The sequence below is a fragment of the Cohaesibacter celericrescens genome, from assembly GCF_002866925.1.
In the GTDB taxonomy this organism is placed as follows: Bacteria; Pseudomonadota; Alphaproteobacteria; order Rhizobiales; family Cohaesibacteraceae; genus Cohaesibacter; species Cohaesibacter celericrescens.
Genome location: NZ_PKUQ01000016.1, coordinates 286057 through 309014, shown reverse-complemented (window position 1 = coordinate 309014; position 22958 = coordinate 286057). Strand labels below are relative to the sequence as shown.

20 protein-coding genes are annotated in these 22958 nt (G+C 49.9%); 2 read left to right on the top strand and 18 right to left on the bottom strand.

Annotated features, from left to right (window positions below):
- Positions 1–13: 13 nt before the first annotated feature.
- Complete coding sequence (locus C0081_RS09325; protein WP_180966820.1) at positions 14–2464, bottom strand: ComEC/Rec2 family competence protein; 2451 nt, start codon at positions 2462–2464, stop codon at positions 14–16.
- Between the two features lie 161 nt (positions 2465–2625).
- Here C0081_RS09325 and gltX point away from each other — a divergent pair, with 161 nt between their 5' ends.
- Together gltX and gltA are read left to right on the top strand one after the other, a co-directional pair.
- Positions 2626–4047, top strand: a complete 1422-nt coding sequence (gene gltX / locus C0081_RS09320; RefSeq protein ID WP_101533522.1) for a glutamate--tRNA ligase — start codon at positions 2626–2628, stop codon at positions 4045–4047.
- 408 nt (positions 4048–4455) lie between these two features.
- A complete protein-coding gene (gene gltA, locus C0081_RS09315; RefSeq protein ID WP_101533521.1) occupies positions 4456–5745 on the top strand; it encodes a citrate synthase in 1290 nt (429 codons plus the stop codon).
- Positions 5746–5840: 95 nt separating this feature from the next.
- On the opposite strand, the gene lpxB is transcribed toward gltA, so the two are convergent.
- The 17 genes from lpxB to rpsB form a co-directional block, all read right to left on the bottom strand.
- Positions 5841–7001 carry a lipid-A-disaccharide synthase gene (gene lpxB / locus C0081_RS09310; protein ID WP_101533745.1) on the bottom strand — a complete coding sequence of 387 codons (1161 nt, stop codon included), beginning with the start codon at positions 6999–7001 and terminating at the stop codon, positions 5841–5843.
- Positions 7002–7057: 56 nt separating this feature from the next.
- The gene (locus C0081_RS09305) at positions 7058–7930 is read right to left on the bottom strand and encodes an LpxI family protein (protein ID WP_101533520.1); all 873 of its coding nucleotides are present in this window, start codon (positions 7928–7930) and stop codon (positions 7058–7060) included.
- 2 nt (positions 7931–7932) lie between these two features.
- Complete coding sequence (gene lpxA, locus C0081_RS09300) at positions 7933–8730, bottom strand: acyl-ACP--UDP-N-acetylglucosamine O-acyltransferase (RefSeq protein WP_101533519.1); 798 nt, start codon at positions 8728–8730, stop codon at positions 7933–7935.
- Positions 8730–9197, bottom strand: coding sequence for a 3-hydroxyacyl-ACP dehydratase FabZ (gene fabZ, locus C0081_RS09295; RefSeq protein ID WP_101533518.1), 468 nt, complete (start codon positions 9195–9197; stop codon positions 8730–8732). Before fabZ ends, lpxA begins: the two co-directional genes overlap by 1 nt.
- 128 nt (positions 9198–9325) lie before the next feature.
- Entirely contained in the window at positions 9326–10366 is a 1041-nt protein-coding gene (gene lpxD, locus C0081_RS09290) for a UDP-3-O-(3-hydroxymyristoyl)glucosamine N-acyltransferase (protein WP_101533517.1), read from the bottom strand.
- 66 nt (positions 10367–10432) lie between these two features.
- A complete protein-coding gene (gene bamA, locus C0081_RS09285; RefSeq protein WP_210200448.1) occupies positions 10433–12757 on the bottom strand; it encodes an outer membrane protein assembly factor BamA in 2325 nt (774 codons plus the stop codon).
- Between the two features lie 223 nt (positions 12758–12980).
- The gene (gene rseP, locus C0081_RS09280; RefSeq protein ID WP_101533516.1) at positions 12981–14129 is read right to left on the bottom strand and encodes an RIP metalloprotease RseP; all 1149 of its coding nucleotides are present in this window, start codon (positions 14127–14129) and stop codon (positions 12981–12983) included.
- A gap of 132 nt (positions 14130–14261) precedes the next feature.
- Positions 14262–15164, bottom strand: coding sequence for an alpha/beta hydrolase (locus C0081_RS09275; protein WP_101533515.1), 903 nt, complete (start codon positions 15162–15164; stop codon positions 14262–14264).
- Between the two features lie 21 nt (positions 15165–15185).
- Positions 15186–15470 carry a cytochrome C oxidase subunit IV family protein gene (locus C0081_RS09270; RefSeq protein ID WP_101533514.1) on the bottom strand — a complete coding sequence of 95 codons (285 nt, stop codon included), beginning with the start codon at positions 15468–15470 and terminating at the stop codon, positions 15186–15188.
- 3 nt (positions 15471–15473) lie between these two features.
- Positions 15474–16055, bottom strand: coding sequence for a cytochrome c oxidase subunit 3 family protein (locus C0081_RS09265; protein WP_101533513.1), 582 nt, complete (start codon positions 16053–16055; stop codon positions 15474–15476).
- Positions 16056–16139: 84 nt separating this feature from the next.
- Positions 16140–17372 (bottom strand): 1-deoxy-D-xylulose-5-phosphate reductoisomerase, encoded by a 1233-nt coding sequence (locus C0081_RS09260; protein ID WP_425349457.1) that lies wholly within the window; start codon positions 17370–17372, stop codon positions 16140–16142.
- Between the two features lie 28 nt (positions 17373–17400).
- Positions 17401–18324 carry a phosphatidate cytidylyltransferase gene (locus C0081_RS09255; RefSeq protein WP_101533512.1) on the bottom strand — a complete coding sequence of 308 codons (924 nt, stop codon included), beginning with the start codon at positions 18322–18324 and terminating at the stop codon, positions 17401–17403.
- A 3-nt stretch (positions 18325–18327) separates the two neighbouring features.
- Entirely contained in the window at positions 18328–19119 is a 792-nt protein-coding gene (locus C0081_RS09250; RefSeq protein ID WP_101533511.1) for an isoprenyl transferase, read from the bottom strand.
- A 213-nt stretch (positions 19120–19332) separates the two neighbouring features.
- Complete coding sequence (frr, locus tag C0081_RS09245; RefSeq protein ID WP_101533510.1) at positions 19333–19893, bottom strand: ribosome recycling factor; 561 nt, start codon at positions 19891–19893, stop codon at positions 19333–19335.
- Positions 19894–20085: 192 nt separating this feature from the next.
- Complete coding sequence (gene pyrH / locus C0081_RS09240; protein ID WP_101533509.1) at positions 20086–20802, bottom strand: UMP kinase; 717 nt, start codon at positions 20800–20802, stop codon at positions 20086–20088.
- A 242-nt stretch (positions 20803–21044) separates the two neighbouring features.
- Positions 21045–21968 (bottom strand): translation elongation factor Ts, encoded by a 924-nt coding sequence (gene tsf / locus C0081_RS09235; RefSeq protein WP_101533508.1) that lies wholly within the window; start codon positions 21966–21968, stop codon positions 21045–21047.
- A gap of 107 nt (positions 21969–22075) precedes the next feature.
- Positions 22076–22888 (bottom strand): 30S ribosomal protein S2, encoded by an 813-nt coding sequence (rpsB, locus tag C0081_RS09230; protein ID WP_101533507.1) that lies wholly within the window; start codon positions 22886–22888, stop codon positions 22076–22078.
- Positions 22889–22958: the final 70 nt, after the last annotated feature.

Here is a 22958-nt window from a genome sequence, read left to right as displayed (position 1 = left end):
TGCGTTCCCGTCGTCAATTGATGACGGGATGCCAAGGCCTTTGGCCTGTCGGCAATGCCGTTGTTTGGTGCAAAGTCCATACAGCTTGTGATGCATTTGCCAATGGGTTTCTTTGGCCGTCACCACGATCGAGATTCGCTTCTTGGTGGCGCTTGAAATCGACAAACCGTGCGCCCTCTTGTTTCAAACGATCTGGCCCGACCACCAACAGAGGTGCAGTGCAGTTATTTGGAACGGGTAAAGACGTAACAAGAATGGACCGTTTATCACACTCTTCTTGAAATGCAGAAGCATGGCGAACAATAGCAACCGAGAGATCACTTTTCTCGCCGCGCATATTCATTAAACCTTGCGCATAACAAGCCTCCTTATCACACCCCTTCAAGACTGCATTTCCGTTTGTGCTCTCAAGCACCTCTGAGCTTTTGCTGATCGCACCAGACCGCAAGGCACGTGCATCACCGTCGGAACGCAACAATGCCGTAACTTCCAACGTCTTGCGGTTTGAGCCCAGCGTTTGCCAAGCATGATTGACATCCCGATAGGCCACGCGGTTGCCTTTTTCTGAGATCCACAAATCAGCGCTTGGGGCTGTCCACCACATCAAGAAGGCAGCACACAATGGGACCAACGCAGCGTAAGCCAGCTTACCACGGTGGATTGCGAAGATTGCCAGAGCCAAAATCACCAACGGAATAAAGTGCCCCGCACCTCGTATCACGAGATAGTCGGCGCCGGATCTGGCTGAAATCAAGCCAGCCAGCGTGATGACCCAATCCAGCCCCCACTCCACACCACTCAACGGCACAGATTGCAACCCCAACGGCGCCAACAAAACAGACAGCAGCCCCAGTGGCATCACAACCAGACTGACAATGGGCATCACCAACAGATTGGCAATCAACCCCAACGGTGCCATTTGTTGAAAATGCGCAATTGAAAATGGCAACACCGCCAATCCAGCAATCAATGATGTCGTGCCGATGCCCATAAACCAACGCCCAACACCACCCAAAGCCCTTCCCGTCAGGGTCGCCACACCAGCCCCGCGAGACTGTTTTTCAGGTTGATAGCCCCTTATTCGCATCCTCTGTAACCGGTCGTAGGATGCGATCAGGGCCGCTGTTGCGGCAAATGACATTTGCATCCCGGCTTCGACAACACCATAGGGCTGAAACAACACCAAGAACAAAAGTGCCAGCGCCAGGTTATGCATGGTCAATGCGGGCCTGCCGACAAAAATAGCCACCAAAAAAATGGCCGTCATAAAAAACGCGCGGATCGTCGCAACAGAACTTCCAGATAGGATGAGATAGCCTCCAGCACAGACAAGCGCGATGGCCGCGGCCCATTTTTTGATTGGGTAATGCAAGGCAAGATGGGGAATCAGCGCTAAGGCTGTGCGCGTGCCCCAAAACACAGACAAAGCCACCAAAGCCATATGCAGGCCGGAAATGGCCAGAATGTGAGCCAGACCACTTTGCCTAAGAGCATCCTCAGCTTGACTTGAAAGATAATTTCGTTTCCCCACTGAAAGAGCAATTGCGAGGCCTCCAGCCTCCCCGTCAACCCGCTTGGCAATATAACCCGCGATGCGCGTGCGCGCTCGCTCAACACGCACCTGCAGGTCATGGCTGAAGCCCGAAATCAAACCCACAGGCGCCAGAGGCAGTGTCTCGATGGAGCGACTGAGATATCCTTGCCCCCCAATGGCACGTGCCCAAAGATAGCGACCATAGTCAAATCCGCCAGGAAAGGCAGGCCGCTGCAAGGGAATAAGGTGGGCGCGAACACGGATCCTTTGCCCCGCTACAAACTGCGCACCATGGGACTTGCGAACCAACAACAAGCGCCGAGGCGTCTCCTCTGCAGCCAGCTTGTCAATTGTTTCCACTCTGACGGTCCAACGCTCATCAGGCCTACCATTGCCAGACCGCAGCTCCACACGTTCAATCACGCCTGTAATTTGTGCAGAGAAATTATCTTTTAGAACTGGTGTAGAAGAAAATGTGCCATGAAAACTGGCTGCAGTCAGGCCAATAAAAGCCATTGATACAACAACCAAAGCAAAGACGGAGTGCCCCTTGGTTGCCCGCCGAAAAACCAACAAACAGAGCGACAGGGACAAAGCCAAAAGCACATATATACTAGGCTCATCCGGCAGGAAATAATACCCCGCAGCTCCGAAGGTCATGGCCATTGTTGCCCAGAGAAACTGCGCATTCTGTTGCTCACAATCGGTAATCCAACGATCACTCACCCGTTGAACAATAGCCTCAAATGCGAAGCCAATCCGCCGCCCAAAGCTTGGTTGGCGAATAAACGGTTGCAGATGCTCGCGATCAGGATTGAAGCCGTATTGCTGCTGCACAAAAGGTTCAATTTGGCAATCGCGGTCCACTTGCGCCAGATTTTCTGACGCATGCACTTCTTTTACACCCTTTTCCTTGCGTCCCGAAGCCATGAGGCCTTTCACCCTGCGGTCAAGCTGTGCTAAATCCATGTCAAATCAAATTGCCGGATATTGAAACGACTGTATAAATCGTCTGCATCGACACAGCGACAACACAACCCGCTTCAATCTCAGGTTTACTATACCCCGAACAATAGGTCTCTGATAGCATTATGTGTTCACAGGTTGTAACGCGCTTTGCCCCCTCCCCAACTGGGTATCTCCACATCGGCGGGGCTCGCACCGCTTTGTTCAACTGGCTCTATGCCAAAGCCAACGGCGGCAAAATGCTGCTCCGCATTGAAGATACGGATCGGGAACGGTCTACCGATGCTGCGATTGATGCCATTGTAGCCGGGCTTGACTGGATGGGGCTGTCTTATGACGGCGATCCGATTTCTCAACATTCTCGGGTTGAGCGGCATCGCCAAGTGGTTGATCAGCTGTTGGCAGACGGCAACGCCTATCGGTGTTATTGCACACCTGATGAACTGACAGAAATGAGAGAAAAGGCGCGAGCCGAAAAACGCGCACCTCGCTATGACGGCACTTGGCGTGATCGTGACCCATCCGAAGCTCCAGCAGGGGTAAAACCAGCCATTCGTCTCAAAGCTCCACAACAGGGCGAAACCATACTGGAAGATCAGGTACAGGGCACCGTGCGGTTCCCCAATAAAGACCTGGACGATATGATCATCATGCGCTCGGACGGCAACCCAACCTATAATCTGGCTGTGGTTGTTGATGATCATGACATGGGTGTCACCGTTATCATGCGTGGCGACGATCACTTGACCAACGCCGCCCGCCAGTCGCTTGTTTATAAAGCAATGGGATGGGATATCCCAACGATGGCTCATATCCCGCTCATTCACGGCCCCGACGGAGCCAAGCTGTCAAAACGTCATGGTGCACTGGGCGTAGAAGCCTATCGCGATATGGGCTATTTGCCAGAAGCTATGCGGAACTATCTTGTTCGGCTGGGCTGGGCCCACGGCGACGACGAGGTCTTCTCAACAGAGCAGATGATCGAATGGTTCGGCTTTGACGGCATGAACAAAGCAGCCGCCCGCTTTGATTTCAAGAAGCTGGAAAATATCAACGGCATTCATATGCGCAATGCGGACGACAACGCATTATATGAGCAATTCATCGCTCTGCTGCCGTTTGTAGAAGATGGCCAATCAATGCTGGACCTAATTGACGATGCCAAAAAGAAACAGATCATGATGGCCATGCCCAGCGTCAAGGAACGGGCAAAAACGCTGCTCGATCTCAAAGCAGGACTTGCCTTCCTATTTGATACGCGCCCGCTGGCCCTAGAAGAAAAAGCGGCCAAATTGTTGAGCGATGATGCCCGCGCCATGCTCGGAGACCTGATCCCACGCTTCGAACAGCTCACCGATTGGACGATTGATAGCACAGACGCATTGGTTCGTACCTTCGCAGAAGAAAAAGAATTGAAACTGGGTAAAGTAGCTCAGCCTCTGCGCGCAGCACTGACCGGACGCTCAACATCACCGGGCATATTTGATGTTCTTCTGGTCCTTGGCAAAGACGAGTCCATCGCACGCCTGAAAGATCAGATCAGCTAACACCGATTAGCATATTCTGTCATCCAACAGGCCGCACCATAAGGGGCGGCCTTTTTTATAACCCCGATCTCGGCACCCCAATTAAACACACAAAAATGCGTAGTCAGAAAGCGAATCTCCACAAGGTAAAAATAGGTAAACCTACTTAATTCGTAGACCAAAATAATGTGAACTTAATCGGTATATAATACAGTCATCAGCTCATACTTTTGTAGGCATGGCGCTGAAACTGTTATATAATTCATCATCTTCTTTCTTTATTCAACTCTATGGGTGCTTGCAGTGCAGCAAAAAATCATATACCCAGAGTTCAGTTCCTTTGTTGCCTAGGAGGGTTCGCTGCGACCTAACGCACCCTTCCATTCCGACAGCAACAACAAATTGTTTTCAAAATTTGGGAGTAGCCGAATGAGTGACAACAAAGCAACACTGAAGGTTGGTGATAAATCTTGGGAGTTTCCGATTAAAAGCGGAAGCATTGGCCCGGACGTCATCGATATTGGTACTCTCTATAAAGAGACCGGTATGTTTACATTGGACCCAGGTTTTACTTCAACCGCGTCTTGTGAATCAGAAATCACCTATATCGACGGCGACGAAGGCATCTTGCTTTATCGTGGTTATCCGATCGAACAACTGGCAGAGCATGGCGACTTTTTGGAAACCTGCTATCTGCTTTTGTATGGCCACCTGCCTACACCTGAAGAAAAAATCGATTTTGACACCCGTGTGACTCGTCACACGATGGTTCATGAGCAGATGAGCAAATTCTACACTGGCTTCCGCCGTGATGCTCACCCTATGGCTGTTATGGTTGGCGTGATTGGGGCTCTATCTGCCTTCTATCATGACTCCACAGACATCTCAGATCCACATCAGCGCATGGTTGCATCCTTGCGCATGATCGCCAAAATGCCAACAATCGCGGCGATGGCTTACAAATATACCATTGGACAGCCATTTGTTCATCCACGCAACGAGCTCAGCTATGCGGCCAACTTCCTGCATATGTGCTTCTCTGTCCCTGCTGAACCTTATGAAGTGAATCCGGTTTTGGCACGCGCCATGGACCGAATTTTCATTCTTCATGCGGATCATGAACAAAATGCGTCCACCTCAACCGTTCGTTTGGCTGGTTCTTCTGGCGCCAACCCGTTCGGCTGTATCGCTGCGGGCATCGCTTGCTTGTGGGGCCCTGCACATGGCGGTGCCAACGAAGCAGCTCTCAACATGCTACATGAAATCGGCACAGTTGATCGTGTTGCAGAGTATGTTGCAAAAGCGAAAGACAAAAATGACCCATTCCGTCTTATGGGCTTTGGTCACCGCGTTTACAAAAACTATGATCCACGCGCTCGCATCATGCAGGCAACCTGTCATGAAGTTCTAAATGAACTGGGCGTCAAGGATGATCCAACCCTTGAAGTCGCGATGGAACTGGAAAAAATCGCTCTGAGCGATCCATATTTCATCGAGAAAAAACTCTATCCAAACATCGACTTCTATTCAGGGATCACTTTGCGTGCATTGGGCTTCCCTGCTGAAATGTTCACCGTGCTCTTTGCTCTGGCCCGTACCGTAGGCTGGATTGCACAGTGGAAGGAAATGGTTGAAGACCCATCCCAGCGCATTGGTCGTCCACGTCAGCTCTTCACTGGTGCTCCCAGCCGCGATTATATCGAAATGGAAGACCGGTAAGATCTAACAATTTCAAGATCTTGCCTATCAAACAAAAAAGGCTCCCTTATGGGAGCCTTTTTTATGACCATTCAATAAATCTGAGAGGTCAATATTCAGCGGGTTTTTGGCATATGTTCCAAAATATTAGCCGCCGCTTCTTGGCTTGGAGCGCCTTGCGGCAACCGCATTTTATCGTCCAGCAAACGCAACGCTTCTAACTGCTTTTCTCGCTGAGTGCTTTCTTCAAGCAACGGCAACACATGATCCGCAAGCGTACGCGCATTTGCATTCTCGTCGAGAAACTCAGGAATAGTATTATCCCCAAGCACCAGGTTCGTCAAAACGATGGAGTGTGCTTTTAGCAACCATTTAAATTGCCGCGTAAGCCAATCCACCTTATAGGCAACCACCATCGGAATAGCGGCAAGTCCAAGTTCTAACGTCACCGTACCAGACGCAGCCAGCGCGGCATGCGCCTGTCGGAATGCAGCAAATTTAGCCTCCTCGCCCTCAACCACTTCTGGCTGAACGGGCCAACTTTTTAGGCCCTCGTCAATCAAAGTGCGAAGATGACTAACGGCAGGCAAAATCACTCGCAGATTGGGATATTTGTCTTTTGCAAGCGCTACCACTTGCCCAAACTCAACCATCAGGCGTGACACCTCGCTACGACGCGACCCCGGCAAGACCAATAAAACAGGCGCGTCAAGCCCGGCACGCTCGCTTTTTGCGGGACGCAAGACATCCAAACGCTCAATTAAGGGATGGCCGACATAGCTACAAACTGGGCCAGATAAATCCTTATGGGCCTGAACTTCAAACGGCAACAGCGCTAAAACATGATCCACATAGCGTGCCATTTTTTTGGCACGCCCCGGACGCCACGCCCAAACGCTCGGAGACACATAATTGACAATCGGGATATCAGGACGCTGTTTGCGGACACGTTTGGCGACAGCATGAGTAAACTCGGGGCTATCAATGATCAAAAGCAAATCTGGATTTTTGTCCAAAATATCAGCGACCACATTCATGCCATGGCGATGAAGACTCGGATATTGCTTGATAATATTAACAACGCCCATGACTGCAATTTCAGACAATGGAAAAAGAGAAGCCAGCCCCAGACTCTGCATCCGTTCACCGGCTAGACCGGCAAACCGCAGCGTTCCTCCGGTTAATGCGTTGAGGGCCAGAACAACCCGCGCGCCCAACTGGTCGCCGGATTCTTCGCCAATCACGATATAGATGAGCGGTTCTTTTTGATCTGTCATTGCCGCCTCTTTGATCAATGAAACAAGCCAGACGATTGGCTTTCCTTGATCCGGTTTTAATCAGATGTCACGTCAGAGAGATAACGTGCCTGCAAAAACAATCCCGCCTCTTTTGCCAAATGGATGGTTTGATCCCGACAGGCGCACAAAACTTCTCCCTGAGCACATACAATGCCGGCAAGGCCGGCCTTTTGAACAAATTCCACGGTACGCGGGCCAATGGTTGGCATATCAAATCGCAAGTCCTGCCCCGGCCTTGCACGCTTTAAAAGCAACCCCGCTTTACCAAAATCCCAACGCGATCTTCGCTCGAGCCTTATTCTCTCGACCCGCTCTAGCATTTGGTCCGTCCCTTCCGGGCCTTCCATAGCCAGAACCCGACCGTTCGCCACAACAACACCCTGCCCGACATCCATCGCGCCGATCACAGCAGCCATTTTTGCAGCCAAACGAATATCTGCCTCGTTGGTAGCAGCCAATTTGTCACCCACAGACAAGGCCGCACCAACGACTAGAGATGGGGCAATATCCGGTACAGATACTAGCCGCAAACCACGTTTTTCAAAGAAATTGGCAACACCGTTTAAAAGGCTTTCATCACCCCCACCTGCCATTATTTTAAGAATATCCGGCAGGGCTTTGATGGCCCCGAAATCAAGACGAATAGACCGGAAATCGGGGCGAGCCTTGACGGAGCCGATGCACAAGAGTTCCTCAATGCCCTTTTGTTCAAGCGTGTTGAACAATAGGCCGATCTCACCCCACTTCAACCAGATGTGCGGATGCCCTTCGATACGCTTGTCTGCCTCACCAACAAGACCGAACAAAAAATAATCACGCCCAGCACCTTGCAGAGCATCTATGATTTCAAAGGGAAGGTCCTGACCACCGGCGATGATTCCCACCGGCCCACCACCGGAAAGCATCATGCCTAGTCCTTTTGCTTACGCGGGGTACATAGCGCTTTTTTAGCGTCCTTGCGAATAAAATCAACGATTTTCATCACATTCACATCGTCAGAATAGTCAGCAGCAACCTTCTCGACTTGCTCGATTACCGTGCCCTCATCAGAGAATAGTATTTTATAGGCATGGCGAAGATTGTGAATTTGATCCCTGCTGAAGCCGCGACGTTTGAGGCCGACAATATTGAGCCCCCCCAAATGGGCCCTGTTACCCAAAACCGAACCGAACGGGATAACATCATTTTCCACGCCAGTCATCCCACCAACGAAGGCATGTTCGCCAATACGTGCAAATTGAATGACAGCAGACATACCTGCGACCATTGCATGGTCACCCACTTCCACATGTCCGCCTAAGGTTGCGTGATTGACCAAAATAACATGATCGCCAACAAGACAGTCATGCGCCACATGCGCACTAACCATGATGTGGCAATGGTTGCCAATACGCGTGATCGACCCGCCACCTTTGGTTCCAGGATGAATTGTTACATATTCACGAATATTGACATGATTGCCAATCTCGCAACCAACATCTTCACCGCCAAACTTCAAGTCCTGAGGCACGAGCCCCACCGCCGCAAACGGGAAGATCTCAACGTTGGTGCCAATCTTGGTATTGCCGTCAATAACCACGTGAGAATGGATCTTGCCACCAGCACCAATGCTGACTTTTTCACCAATGATGCTATAGGCACCGACTTCAACATCATCAGCGAGACAAGCACCGTCAGCAACAATTGCGGTTGGATGAATCTGAGCCATTATATCTGATCGTCTCCCATAAGCATCGCACTGACTTCAGCCTCTGCGACCTTCACCCCGTCAACCTTCGCTTCGCAAGCAAATTTCCAGATATTGCGGCGATTGCGGACCTTTTGGACATGGATATAAACAACATCCCCCGGCACCACAGGCTTACGGAACTTGGCTTTATCAATTGTCATGAAATAAACGACACTTGGTGGACCAGATTCTTCACGGTTGTGAACACACAAAGCGCCAGCAGTTTGAGCCATCGCTTCAATAATCAAAACGCCAGGCATGACGGGCAATTGCGGAAAATGACCGATAAAATGTGGCTCGTTAATGGTCACATTCTTAACACCGATACCACTGTTATCACCATCCATTTCAATGATTCGATCAATCATTAGAAAAGGATAGCGATGAGGCAATAATTCCATGACTCGCATGATATCAGCAGTACCAAGGGTCGTCTTCTCGCTCATAACTTCTTCCCTTCATCGCCTTATTTCACCTGCGAAGACCAGACCCACCCGGCATTGCAGACATTATTTTTCAACGAACAACGGCCAGCCTTGTCACAATGGTATCTTTGACACCAGTGATGGCTAGTTCAAGATTTTTTTTCTGCCAGTTTTTTTAATGCAGACATTTCCCGGAACCATTGTTTTACCGGCTTGGCAGGCACACCACCATAACGCCCACCCGCAGGCACATCATCTTTAACAACACTGACAGCCGCGATTTGTGCACCCATACCAACCGTAATGTGACCAGCAACACCGGACTGTCCACCAATGGCGACAAAATCTTGTAACGTTGACGATCCTGACAAACCAACTTGCGAGACAAGCACGCAATGGCGTCCAACTTCAACATTATGACCAATCTGAACCTGATTGTCGATTTTAGTACCCTCTCCAATGATCGTATCGCGATTTGCTCCACGGTCTATTGTGCTATTGGCACCGATCTCAACATTGTCCTGAATGATAACACGGCCGATCTGGGGCACTTTTTGATGTCCCGTCGCACTCATGGAAAAGCCAAATCCATCCTGTCCACTGCAAACACCAGGATGCAAGATCACACGATCCCCCACCAAGGTATGCTGCAATACACAATTCGCTCCGATATGACAATCGCGCCCGACTCGAACGCCTTGTCCGATAACAGCATTCACACCGACTGTTGTACCTGACCCAATCTCAGCCAAAGCACCAACACTAGCGCCAGGTTCCACACAAACGCCGGCCTCAATTTTGGCCGATGGATGAATATGGGCAGCCTGTGAAATACCACCTTGAGAGTCAAAATACGCAAGTGGTTTTAAGGCCTCTGGATAGAAAGCCGCCGAGATTTGAGAAAAGGCAAGATAAGGATTTTTCACCTCAAGTGCGACAACGCCATCGGGAACCTTGTCGACATACCGTTTGGCACAAAGAACGGCACTGGCTTCAGTCTTCTCAAGATCTGCGACATACTTGGGGTTATCTAAAAAAGTAATCTGTCCACTTGCCGCAGCATTAATTGGAGCCACTGTATCAATGAGCATCGAACCGTCAGCATTGTCGGGCAACTGAGCATCAACGAGCTCAGCAAGATGCCCAAGACTGAGAGATTCGATTTTGGTAAAAAAAACTGGATCTGTCATGATAGCTTTCATAAAAAAAGCCGCCGCCCGAAAGAGCAGCGGCTTTTGATTTGTATGGTCAAAACCTTAGAACTGAGACGCAGCACCAAACCGGATAGCTTGGGTATCATCATAGCTTTCTTTGCTCAATGCGTACCCATAGTCAACCCGCAGCAATCCAAATGGGCTAGCCCAAACCAAACCGGCACCCACTGATGAACGAATACTCGTATCACTGTCGAACGTCCCCTTGGTCGCATCGGAGCCAAACAATGTACCTGCATCCGCAAACACAGCGCCACTCAAACCGACACTATCCAGATAAGGAATCGGGAATTGCAACTCTGCAGTCGCGTTGAAATATGTTTTACCACCGAGGGCTTCATTTGAAGCAGTATCACGCGGACCATAACCACTCGAAGCGAAACCACGAATGGTCTCTCCACCCTTATAAAAGGAATCGAGCAAACGCACATCATCACCGCCAATACCTTGAATGTGACCGGCACCAACTTTGACCATGCCAACAAGGCCCCAAGCAGAATACAGCTCATGATAATAACGTGCATCAATAGTGGACTGGATAAACCGCACATCCCCGCCAAGCCCGGCAAATTCCTGATTGAACTTCATATAAACACCATTGCTTGGATTCTGCATGTTATCGATGGTGTTATAAACCAGACTATAGCCAATTGCCGATTTAAGGGTTTTGCCTTCATCCTGCGCTTCTTCAATCGCAGGAGACGCAGACGCAAGTCCATAATTCTCGTAATTCGAGATCTGTTTCTGTTCGAGCGTATAGTAAGGATTGAAAGAAAGCTCATCGGTAATGGGAAGCCCAAAACGTATAGTTCCGCCAACCCGTTCATAATCATATTCGCGGGTATCAGTATCTTCATAAGAGTCTTTGAACAAATCAAAGCCAGCAGACATACGACGACCTAGGAAATAAGGCTCGGTGAAGGACAGATTGTAAGACCGCTTGGAAGTACCTCCGGATGCAGCGACTTTCAAATACTGCCCACGCCCCATGAAGTTGCGCTCTGATACCGAAACATCAGCAATGAAACCATCACCCGTGGAATAACCACCGCCCAGCGACAAAGACCCTGTGCCTTTTTCAACAACGTCAACATTAAGTACGACACGATCGGGCGAACTACCCGGAGCGGTATTGATGGCAACCTTCTCAAAGAATCCCAAATTATCCAAGCGACGCTTGGCACGATCCAAAAGAACCCGATTAAATGCATCGCCTTCGGCCATATCGAATTCACGACGGATAACAAAGTCGCGTGTACGAGTATTACCGCGCACATTGATACGCTCGATGTACGCACGCGCGCCTTCATCAACCTGATAAACTAGATTTATGGTCTTGTTTTCATAGTCACGGTCTGCGCGTGGTGTCACGCGGGCAAAAGCATAACCGGATTTGGAAATCTCAATCGTGATGTCTTCAAGCGACTCAGACACAGCGTCCATGCTATAAACATCGCCAGAATCTGTTTTAAGCTGACCGCGCAGGGATTCTGCATCAACGTCAGGAACAGCACTATCGATTTCGACATCACCAATACGATATTGCTCACCTTCATCAACCGTAATGGTGACGAAGAATACGTTACGCTCACGGTCAAGATCAGCGACGGAAGAAACAACACGGAAATCTGCATATCCGTTATTCAGATAAAACTTACGCAAACGCTCTTCATCAGCAGCCAAGCGCTCCGCATCATACACGTCATTGGAAGATAGCCAGCTCAACCAACCCGTTTCTTTGGTAGTAATGACTTTCTGCAACCGACCATCGCTGTAGGCTTTGTTGCCTAGGATAGCGACACGTGAAACAGATGTCTTTGCACCTTCGGTAACTTCAAAAACCAAGTCGGCGCGATTACGGCCAAGATCAATAACCTTAGGCTCAACACGGGCACCAAAACGACCGGCACGACGGTAAGCTTCCAAAATGCGCTGAGTATCTGTTTGAATACGGCTTTCACTTAGAATTCCGCGGCTTTTGGACGTAACAATACCCTCAAGCATCTTGTCTTTCAGGCGGTCATTGCCTTCAAAAGCAATTCTATTGATGACTGCATTTTCTTCAACACTGACAATCAGACTAGAACCACTGCGCTTGATCGAAACATCCTTAAAGAGCCCGGTCTGAAAGAGAGCTTTCAAAGACTCATCAATTTCATAGGCTGAAGACCGCTGCCCAGGCTTAATCAACACATACGAACGAATGGTGTCATCCGAAACGCGTGCATTGCCTTGAACGACAACTTTGCTGATCGTTTGCGCAAATGCAGGACTGGCAGCAAAAAGATCAACGGGTCCAAGAGGCACAACCACACTCATCACCGTAGCGACGGCCGCTCCCCAAGCGATTGTCTTTAAATTTTTCATCAGCCCAAACACTCTTTATATCTGTATCATCAATTCGTTTTGGGCACATGCATGCCCCCGAAATGGAATCTTTTTCTCTAATAAGGTTTTACCCTGAATCCAGAAAGGATCAACCCCTGAAGTCTCATAACAACGTCAATCATCACAATCAGTTGCTAGTAAGCCACATTTTTCTCACTGATTCATCGAACATTTTCCAAAACCAGCGACATCAACCCATCAATCAATCACTCAGGAAAATATGAGTGATGTCATTAAACGTTGCAAAAACCATCAGCGACAAGACCATTGCAAGGCCGATTTTGAATCCCAATTCCTGGCTTTTTTCCGACAGTGGTTTGCCTCGTATTGCTTCTGCAGCATAGAAAACCAGATGACCACCATCAAGCATCGGCACCGGAAACAAATTGATCAACCCGATACTCACAGACAGCATGCCAGCCAGATTAACAAGGGCAACAATACCAAGCGTCGCAACCTGACCAGAGACTTGGGCCACACGGATGGGGCCGCCCAACTGGTCTGCGTCTTCTTTGCCAACAAAGATGCGGCCGATATAGCCCAAAGTGCGTGTCGCGATGAAATAGGTTTCTTCCACCCCACCCCACAAGGCATCAACAGGCCCGAACTGTTTTCGAACAACATCGTCAGGGTTACTCTCATGCCGAATGCCAAGTACGCCTATCTTTTGTTTGTTGCCAAACTGGTCAGTCACTTCAGTCCGCCGAGGCGTCGTTTGCAACGTAATTAGGCTACCGCCGCGATCAACAACAACCTGCAGCACATCTTCAGAGCTCAAGGCGACCAAACGCTGCACATCTGAGAATGCTTCGATAACACCCCCGTCAATCGAAACCATAATATCGCCGGGCTCGAAGCCAGCTTCTTCTGCAGCACTACCAGCGACCACGGAATCGACACGGGCGGGCGTCATTGGCTTGCCATAAGCAAACAAGAGCATGCCAAAAATAACGATTGAAAGCAGGAAGTTTGCAACAGGACCCGCAGCCACAATTGCAGCGCGCGCCCAAAGCGGCTTGGCGTGCAAAGAGCCTTCACGCTCATCTGCACTCATTTTTTTCATCGCTTCTTCGTCTGGCACGCTGGCCGCATTTTCATCGCCTTCAAACTTAACATAGCCGCCAAGCGGAATGGCGCTGAACTTCCAGCGCGTGCCGTGCTTGTCATAAAAGCCAAAAAGCTCTGGTCCGAAGCCAATAGAGAATGCCTTGATCGTTACGCCACACCAGCGACCGACCATAAAATGGCCCAGCTCGTGAAAGAACACCACAATCGTCAGCACAAAAAGCGCCGGAATAGCATAGCTCAGCAAGCCTGAACCCGCAGAAAAGACGCTCTGAAGGAATTCCATTCATATCTCCAATTTCTCTCAACCGAGAGAGTAGCCGACAGTCTCTAAAGAAGGCTTAAATAGGGTGAAAGTATGGACAGATCAACCAACCATTGGCCCTGAAACCAACAACAAGGAAAAAAAGCCGCTTGATTAGTCTTTTAAAGCGGTTATTTCGACAAAACGAGCAGCCGCTTCAAGCGTTCGAAGGCTCGGTTTATAATGCGCACTATAGTGAATAAATCCGTGGATGGCCTGACTGTAAAAGTCATAAAAATGTGGCACGCCGGCCTCTACCAGCTTTGATGCCAACCATTTGGTATCGTCTGCAAGACAGTCACATTCCGCTTCGCACAAATAGCATGGTGGCAGGTCAGTCATATCTGCGTCTGTTAAGTCAGCATACACCGGATCTGCAGGGCCAGACGTATAGTCATTCCACATATCTTTCATCGCAGTGGTCATGAGCATATTGTCCTGATCGCCATAGGCGGCATGGGAACGGGTATCAAAAAATTGACGATAACAGCCATACCACAGCAAGAGCGCTGAAATTGGCAAGGTCTCGCCCTCGTCGCGCAATCGCAATGCCGTTGCCAAGGCGAGATTCGCACCTGCGCTGTCGCCCGCAAGAATAAGATCACAATCATATCGTCTGTGAATATCCTGCACCTTGGCAATGACCGCATCCAACGCCGCAGGATAAGGAGCCTCTGGCGCCAAAGGATAGCTAACACCAAGCACGTCACACCCTGTTTTTGCAGCCAAATCCGTCATGATGCTTGAATGAGTAATCACATCACAATTACGCCACCCTCCACCATGGATATAAACCACCACACGACGCGAGGCCGATGCTGATTTTATGGGGGTGAAACTACGGCCGAAATCCGTATCGGCAATGACCACATCATCAACATGCCTGCCAACCAATTGCTTGCGGATTTCCCTACCTTTTATGCGGATCTGTGATAAGGGCTCCGAGCCATCCGGATTGGGTTTGTAGGAATAACGGGCAGACAATTTCAAAAGATCGGCATCAGGGAACGAGGACATAACAAAACTCCAACCAAATAGCTAAAGATCAATAGAAGACAGACCAAACAGAATCAAAACCAGAACACCCAATAGTAAACTGAACCCGATGCGCCAACCTGGGCTAGAGTCCTGCAAACGTAAAAAATACCGCAAGATCAGTTCCGCTTTCAGCATGCTCAAGGCAAAAAGAACGGCAAGAGCAAGGATCGATAGCTCTTTTACATCGGTCCCCGCCTGCGCGTTGACCATGCTCATAACAGTCAGTCCGATCAATACAGCCCAGATTACTAACAGTCCATTCGGAGAAGATAGCAGTCTTTTCATTCCTTACCTCGCCAAATACACAAGTGGATACAACAGCACCCAGATCAAATCGACCATATGCCAGAATGCACAGACGGTCTCAATGGTTGCATGGCGGGGCCTCCAAATGCCAATTCCAAGCAGCACCATGCCAAACAGAACATGCATAAAGTGAAAACCGGTCATGAGAAAAAACAGGGTGAAGAAACTATTCGTCTCCACCCCAATGCCTTGTTCATACTTGTCGACATATTCCAGTATTTTGATGCAGCAAAAAATCCCGCCTAAAATAATGGCGGCGGAAAGCAGCATACGCGTTTTGGCAACCTTCCCGCCCTCAAGAGCAAGCAGTGCCAGAGCACACAAGAAACCGCTTGTGATTAATACGATGGTATTGATCCCGCCAAGAACCCCATCAAGAAGAGATTGAGATTGCGCGAAACTATCTGGTTCCATCACGCGTGAGACCGCGAAACTGAGGAAAAAAGCCCCAAACACCAAAAGCTCACTAACGATCAAAACCCACATCATCGGATCACCAGGAAGGCTATCCAACGCGCCCCAACCGCCGCTGTCTTCTTGCTCAGTTGTAACGCTATCACTCATTTCAAACACCAATCAAAAAGGAATGAAACCGATCTTTTTTAAACGACCCAAATTCCAACGATGTTAATTAGGTCATCAGGGCGATTATTGCACCATATCCTGTATGTCTGTTGCAACCCGACGAGCAGCAGCATCCATCGCTAAAACGTCACTTATAGAACCGGCATCCTTGATATCTCCGGTTTTGATGAAGTGCTTCATTGTGCCTTCAACTATTTTCGGAATACCGCCAAACATGATCTTGCGTTCAAGAAAAGCCGCAACAGCGATTTCGTTGGCAGCATTCATAATATTGGGCAGACTGCCCCCCGCTTCCAACGCTTCAAGCGCAAGCCTCAAACAAGGGAACCGCTCGACATCCGGCGCTTCGAACGTCAGCTTTGCAATATCAATCAATGAGATCCGACGCGTATCTGCTGGTGCGCGGTCCGGCCATGCCAAACAATGCGCAACCGGAATGCGCATATCGGCAGCCCCCAGATGAGCCAACATCGACCCATCGCTATAGGTCACCAGACCATGAATGATAGACTGCGGATGCACCACCACCGACAATTTGCTAGCAGGCAATTGATAGAGGTGATGCGCTTCAATGACCTCAAGCCCTTTATTCATAAGAGATGCCGAATCGATGGTAACCTTTGCCCCCATGGTCCAATTGGGATGGTTGAGCGCCTGCTCGGGGCTGGCTTGCTCGATTGCCTCTTTGTCCCACGTGCGAAACGGCCCACCTGAAGCGGTAATCGTAACGTCTTCAATCTGGTTCCGATTGTCCTGATCAAAAATCTGAAAAATAGCACTATGCTCAGAATCGACAGGCAGGATCGGTTGGCCTGAACGGGCCGCTTCCGCCATAACAAGATCTCCGGCACAAACCAAGGCTTCCTTGTTGGCCAACGCAACTTGATTGCCAGCTCTTAAGGCTGCCATGGTGGGGCGAATGCCAGCGGCACCGACAATGGCACCCACCACAATATCGGCAGGCATCGACGCAGCGTCTTCAACAGCGCTTGGGCCCGCACCGGATTCAATACCAGTGCCAGCCAATGCCTGTTTCAAAGCACCATATAAGGTCTCATTGGCCACCGCAGCAAAAGTGGCCCCTGTTTCAATCGCCACTTTGGCCAGTTTTTCAACATTGCTATTGGCAGTCAGGGCATGGGCCTTATAGCGCTCAGGTGACGATGCGATGATATCAAGCGTAGAGTCCCCGACAGAACCGGTTGCACCCAAAACAGATATGGTCTTTTGACTGATACCCGCGTCAGTGCGAGGCATTGCTTTTAACGGGGCCGATTGGGTCATACTTAGTGCCATTCATTTTGTCTTGCATTAAAGGGGCGCGTCACCAAATCAAAAAACCGGTCGCAACAGACCCGATATCACCAAATATCGAACCGAACAGGGCTGCAAATACCACTGCAACCAACAGCCCATCGACGCGGTCCATGACTCCCCCATGTCCGGGAATAAGGTTACTCGAGTCTTTTACATTGAACAGCCGTTTCATATGTGACTCCGCCAGATCTCCGGCTTGGGACAAGATCGATAAACCACCCAGCATCAACGTCAGTTTAACTGTCGGGTCGATACCCAAGACCTTAGCCACCAAAAGGGCAAGACCGGTGCCTAGCACCAAACCACCGACAGATCCGGACCAGGTTTTTTTGGGAGAAACGCGGGGCCACAATTTCGGCCCTCCAAGAGACTTACCGGTAAAATAAGCAGCGATATCAGTGCCCCAAACCAAAGCGAACAGGATAACAATTGCCGCAAAACCATAAACCGGATCACTGCGAAGGATGAGTATAGCCAACCCAAACGAGGCCGCATACAGAACACCAAATCCACACCAACGCGCAGAGGGATAAGAACAGCGCACAAGAAACAGAAATCCAGCACCAAAGAAGGGCACAACCAAAGCGGCTTGCCATGCACCAATCAACAGACCAATGAGCGAAGTAAGAAGGGCACCAAAGCCAAGAAGAGCCGGAATGCCGTAAGGTTGCTCACCAACAATGGCAACCCATTCCTTAAAGATCAGCAGCGTGACGATACCGAAAAACACCGCAAAGGCGACCCCACCCCACCAAGTGACGGCAGAAGCAGCGATGGCAAGAACAACACCGGACACAGCACGCAGAGCCAGATCTGACCACAATGTATTGTTTTTGCTTTTCTCATTTGTGTCTGAGACTGATTTATTGTCGTCGGTCAGAACAATGTCCCCCGTCAAAAGTGAAGGGCCAGTTCCGCCCAAAATCTCCAAAGATTAGCCTCTGGAAGCAACAGCCTTTGCGCGAACGCCGTCATCCTCGATCGACAAGCCACCAAATCGCCGATTGCGCCTTCCATATTCAACCAGCGCCAATTCTAACTGGGCTTTGTCAAAGTCCGGCCAATAACAATCGACAAAAACAAACTCGGAATAAGCAGCCTGCCACAAGAGAAAATTGCTCAGCCGTTGCTCGCCGCTTGTCCGAAGGATGACATCAGGGTCCGGCACGCCCGCCGAGTAGAGCGACGTCGCAATGAGATCTTCGGTGATCGCATCGGGATCAAGCCGCCCCTCTTTCACCTCTCGGGCGAGGTGGCGCACCATGTCTGTCATTTCTTGGCGTGACCCATAATTGAAAGCAATCACCAAGGTAAGGCCTGAATTATCGGCGGTCTTTTCTTCTGCTTGTTGCAACAAGGCAACGATATCAGAAGGAAGGCCAATCCGCCCGCCAATAACCAAAACGCGTACATTCTGTTTATGTAGCGTCGCAAGATCCTTGCGAATAAACATCTTGAGCAGACCCATAAGGTCTCGCACTTCGGTCTCGGGTCGCGACCAATTTTCTGAACTGAAACTGAAAAGAGTCAGGTAGCGGATACCAAACTGGCTTGCATTTGCCACAATTTCGCGGACTGCAACAACACCCTGCCGATGGCCTTGCGTCCGGGAAAGCTTTCGCTCCTGAGCCCAACGACCGTTGCCATCCATAATGACTGCCAAATGACGTGGGATAACCATATCACTCAGATCAGGGGCTTCGGCAATACTCGATTGGCCACCCATAAATACCAGTCCCTTCAAAATCAGTCAGAAAGAATGCTCTGTAAGGTTCTTGATCGAAGAATCCAAACACGGTCCGTAAGTCATCTGAGAATAAGCTCAAGCCCCATAAATGGAACCCAAAAAGCGCAACACTAAAAAATACGAGAGCACAATCGAGACGAAGCGGCCGGCCAACAAAAAAACCGGCCCAACTCCGACTCAAAAATAGCTTAGTTAAACCGTCATAATCTCGGCTTGTTTGGATTCAAGCATTTTATCAATTTCGATAATCCGGCTGTTGGTCAGCTCTTGAATCTCATCCTGATACACCCGCATATCATCTTCACTCATGCCGTCTTTTTCTGCCTTTTTACACATGTCCATGCCATCACGACGCACGTGACGGACCGAAACCTTGGCACTTTCGGAATAAGAATGCGCAATCTTGACCATCTCCTGACGGCGCTCTTCATTCAATTCAGGAATCGGCAAACGCAACAATTGACCATCAACGACCGGATTAATCCCGATATTCGACTCGCGGATCGCTTTTTCGACAGCCTTTACCATGCTCTTGTCCCAAACCTGAATGGACAGCATCCGTGGCTCGGGAACAGAAACCGTTCCGACCTGACTGATCGGCAAAGTTTGCCCGTAGGCTTCAACGGAAATTGGCTCCAATAAATTGACAGACGCGCGGCCGGTTCTCAGGCCAGACAATTCTGTTTTCAAGACGGAAATAGCGCCTTTCATGCGGCGCTCAAGGTCATCAAGATCCAGTTCTTCGGCAGACATGGCAAAGCCTCTTAATCGTTTCTATGTTAACAGTTATGGCCCGATCACCAGATCAAACCAAGGCAGCCCCAATCATGAGGCAGGCCAAGTGTTCGATCAACTCACCTACATTGAATCGCACCCCATGCAGGGTGTGTGATCGAAGTAAAATCACCTGATTGCCTTCAAAATACAATCAGTCGTGAAGACAGCCTAGTCAGAAACCACAGTCGCCCGACCACCACCTTGCAAAATAGCCACAAGGCCGTCTGGCTCATGGATTGAAAATACAATTATCGGTATATTGCTGTCCTGAGCAAGGGCTATTGCAGCGGCATCCATAACCTTAAGACCCTGTTTGAGCACTTCAGCATGGCTAATGGTATCATAACGCACAGCATCAGGCACCTTTTTGGGGTCAGCGGAATAAATTCCGTCCACTTGCGTGCCCTTCATCAAGGCATCGCAGCCCATTTCAGCGGCCCTCAAAGCAGCACCAGAATCAGTGGTAAAGAAGGGGTTCCCAGTTCCAGCGGCAAATAAGACAACCTTACCTTCTTCCAGATGCCTTTTAGCACCACGTTGCGTGAAGCTTTCGCAGATTTCAGGCATCGCAATGGCCGTCAACGGCACAGCAGCAACACCCATAGCATTCAGCGCATTGGACATGGCCAGACAGTTCATCACCGTGGCCAACATGCCCATATGATCGCCGACCACACGGTCGCCCCCTTGCGCAGCGACAGAAACACCACGGAAGATATTGCCACCGCCTATAACAACGCAAATTTCAGCGCCCAGAGCCTGAGCCTTTTGAATGTCCTGCGCAACCCGCGCCACGACTTTCTGATCAATCCCAAAAGACTGGTCGCCCATTAGAGCCTCGCCAGACACTTTTAGCAGAATGCGTTTGTATTTCAGGTTTTCCATATTGTCGGCTGCCCTACGAATTTAAAAACACAATCAACTCAGTCGCGGTGTCACGATGCCTCACCCTTACACGGTGACATCATCATGCCATCTCGGCGCCAACCACAGGGATGAACGCTGAAAAAACATACGCGCGTTGATAAACAGCCCTTGAATACACGAAGGGCGCTGGTTCGTCATCCCCAGCGCCCTCGGTTTTTTCAGTTTTTAACCCCACAGATCAAACGGGGGTGAAGATCAGACTAGGATTGACCACTAGCAGCCGCAACTTCAGCAGCAAAATCTTCTGATTTTTTCTCAATGCCTTCACCCAGCGCAAAGCGGGCAAAACCGGTAAGTTTGATAGGCGCGCCAACATCAGATTCGGCGTTTTTGATAGCCTGCTCGACAGTATTTTCACCGTCGATAACGAAGGTCTGTTTCAACAAGACAACTTCTTCGTAGAATTTACGCAGACGACCAACAACCATTTTTTCAATGATATTGTCAGGTTTACCAGAGGCACGAGCCTGCTCGGAGAACACAGCTTTTTCGCGTTCGATAGCAGCAGGATCAAGCTCTTCAGTGGTCGCAGCCAAAGGATTGGTCGCAGCCACATGCATTGCAATTTGTTTGCCCAATGCGTCCAATTTGGCCGCATCGCCGTCAGATTCCAGCGCAACCAAGACACCGAGACGACCAAGACCAGGAGCAGTCGCATTGTGCATGTAAGAAGCAACAACACCTTTTTCCACGCTCAACACAAGCCCACGACGCAGGTTCATATTCTCGCCAATGGTAGCAACCGCGCTTGTAATGGTGTCAGCAACAGTAGCGCCACCAGGATAAGCCGCAGCCAAAATATCGTCGAGATTGGAACCCGCAGAAACAACAACACCAGCAACATTGCGAGCCAGTTCCTGGAACTGTTCGTTGCGGGAAACAAAGTCGGTTTCCGCATTGAGCTCAACAACAGCCGCTTTGTTGCCTTTATCAGCAACAGCAATCAGTCCTTCAGCAGCAATACGACCGGATTTTTTAGCAGCCTTTGAAAGGCCTTTGGTGCGCAACCAATCAATAGCGGCTTCCATGTCGCCATTGTTTTCGGTCAGCGCCTTTTTGCAGTCCATCATGCCCGCGCCAGAAGTCTCACGGAGCTCTTTAACCATTGATGCAGTAATAGCCATTGCAGCCTCACATCCTTTATCAAACAAGCCAGAAGCCGCCCGGACAAACCCGGGCGGTCATATTCTATCTAACATGGGGACAAACCCCATAACCTTGCGGTCAAGCCTTAAGCTTCAGCAGGGGCTTCTTCAGTCGCAGCAGCAACGTCTTCCACAACCACTTCAGCTTCAGCCAATGCAGGCTCAATCAAGCCTTCTTCAGCTTCGCCCATATCGATGCCGGTTTCGCCAGCGGAGCGGGAAATACCATCAATGGCAGCAGCCACGATCAGGTCAGCATAAAGCGTGATAGCGCGTGAGGCGTCATCGTTGCCAGGAACCGGGAAATCGATACCATCAGGATCGCAGTTGGTATCAACAATCGCAGCCACAGGAATGCCCAGACGGCGCGCTTCGTTGATTGCGATGGTTTCTTTGTTGGTGTCGATCACGAAGATCAAATCAGGCACACCGCCCATGTCCTTGATACCACCAAGTGCGCGTTCCAATTTATCGCGCTCACGGGTCAGCGTCAGGCGTTCTTTCTTGGTGAAACCCTGAGCTTCGTTGCCCAGAAGATCATCAAGTTTACGCAGACGCTGGATGGACTGGGTGATGGTTTTCCAGTTGGTCAGCATGCCGCCGAGCCAGCGGGAGTTTACATAATACTGAGCGCAAGATTTAGCAGCTTCAGCAACAGGGCCAGACGCCTGACGCTTGGTGCCAACGATCAAAACGCGACCACCACGAGCCACTGTGTCAGAAACCTGTTTCAAGGCTTCAGTCATCAGAGGAACTGTCTGGGACAGATCAATCACGTGGATGTTGTTGCGGGCGCCAAAAATGAACTTACCCATTTTCGGGTTCCAGCGGTGGGTCTGGTGACCAAAGTGCACGCCAGCTTCAAGCAGAGCGCGCATGGAGACTTCAGGAAGAGCCATGTCTTTTTCCTTTACCGGTTTAACCTCTGCGGGATGTGGCCATACTGGGCACCGGATGGATATCAGAGCA

Bases quoted from the DNA above. Each gene is read 5' to 3' on its own strand.
- C0081_RS09275 (WP_101533515.1), bottom strand. From the start codon at position 15,164: ATGTCCTCGTTCCCTGATGCCGATCTTTTGAAATTGTCTGCCCGTTAT.
- rpsB (WP_101533507.1), bottom strand. From the start codon at position 22,888: ATGGCTCTTCCTGAAGTCTCCATGCGCGCTCTGCTTGAAGCTGGCGTG.
- lpxB (WP_101533745.1), bottom strand. From the start codon at position 7,001: ATGACAGATCAAAAAGAACCGCTCATCTATATCGTGATTGGCGAAGAA.
- C0081_RS09270 (WP_101533514.1), bottom strand. From the start codon at position 15,470: ATGAAAAGACTGCTATCTTCTCCGAATGGACTGTTAGTAATCTGGGCT.
- fabZ (WP_101533518.1), bottom strand. From the start codon at position 9,197: ATGAGCGAGAAGACGACCCTTGGTACTGCTGATATCATGCGAGTCATG.
- lpxA (WP_101533519.1), bottom strand. From the start codon at position 8,730: ATGGCTCAGATTCATCCAACCGCAATTGTTGCTGACGGTGCTTGTCTC.
- rseP (WP_101533516.1), bottom strand. From the start codon at position 14,129: ATGGAATTCCTTCAGAGCGTCTTTTCTGCGGGTTCAGGCTTGCTGAGC.
- gltA (WP_101533521.1), top strand. From the start codon at position 4,456: ATGAGTGACAACAAAGCAACACTGAAGGTTGGTGATAAATCTTGGGAG.
- bamA (WP_210200448.1), bottom strand. From the start codon at position 12,757: ATGAAAAATTTAAAGACAATCGCTTGGGGAGCGGCCGTCGCTACGGTG.
- C0081_RS09305 (WP_101533520.1), bottom strand. From the start codon at position 7,930: ATGATGCTTTCCGGTGGTGGGCCGGTGGGAATCATCGCCGGTGGTCAG.
- tsf (WP_101533508.1), bottom strand. From the start codon at position 21,968: ATGGCTATTACTGCATCAATGGTTAAAGAGCTCCGTGAGACTTCTGGC.
- frr (WP_101533510.1), bottom strand. From the start codon at position 19,893: ATGTCTGCCGAAGAACTGGATCTTGATGACCTTGAGCGCCGCATGAAA.
- C0081_RS09260 (WP_425349457.1), bottom strand. From the start codon at position 17,372: ATGGCACTAAGTATGACCCAATCGGCCCCGTTAAAAGCAATGCCTCGC.
- gltX (WP_101533522.1), top strand. From the start codon at position 2,626: ATGTGTTCACAGGTTGTAACGCGCTTTGCCCCCTCCCCAACTGGGTAT.
- pyrH (WP_101533509.1), bottom strand. From the start codon at position 20,802: ATGGAAAACCTGAAATACAAACGCATTCTGCTAAAAGTGTCTGGCGAG.
- C0081_RS09250 (WP_101533511.1), bottom strand. From the start codon at position 19,119: ATGGGTGGCCAATCGAGTATTGCCGAAGCCCCTGATCTGAGTGATATG.
- C0081_RS09265 (WP_101533513.1), bottom strand. From the start codon at position 16,055: ATGAGTGATAGCGTTACAACTGAGCAAGAAGACAGCGGCGGTTGGGGC.
- lpxD (WP_101533517.1), bottom strand. From the start codon at position 10,366: ATGACAGATCCAGTTTTTTTTACCAAAATCGAATCTCTCAGTCTTGGG.
- C0081_RS09325 (WP_180966820.1), bottom strand. From the start codon at position 2,464: ATGGCTTCGGGACGCAAGGAAAAGGGTGTAAAAGAAGTGCATGCGTCA.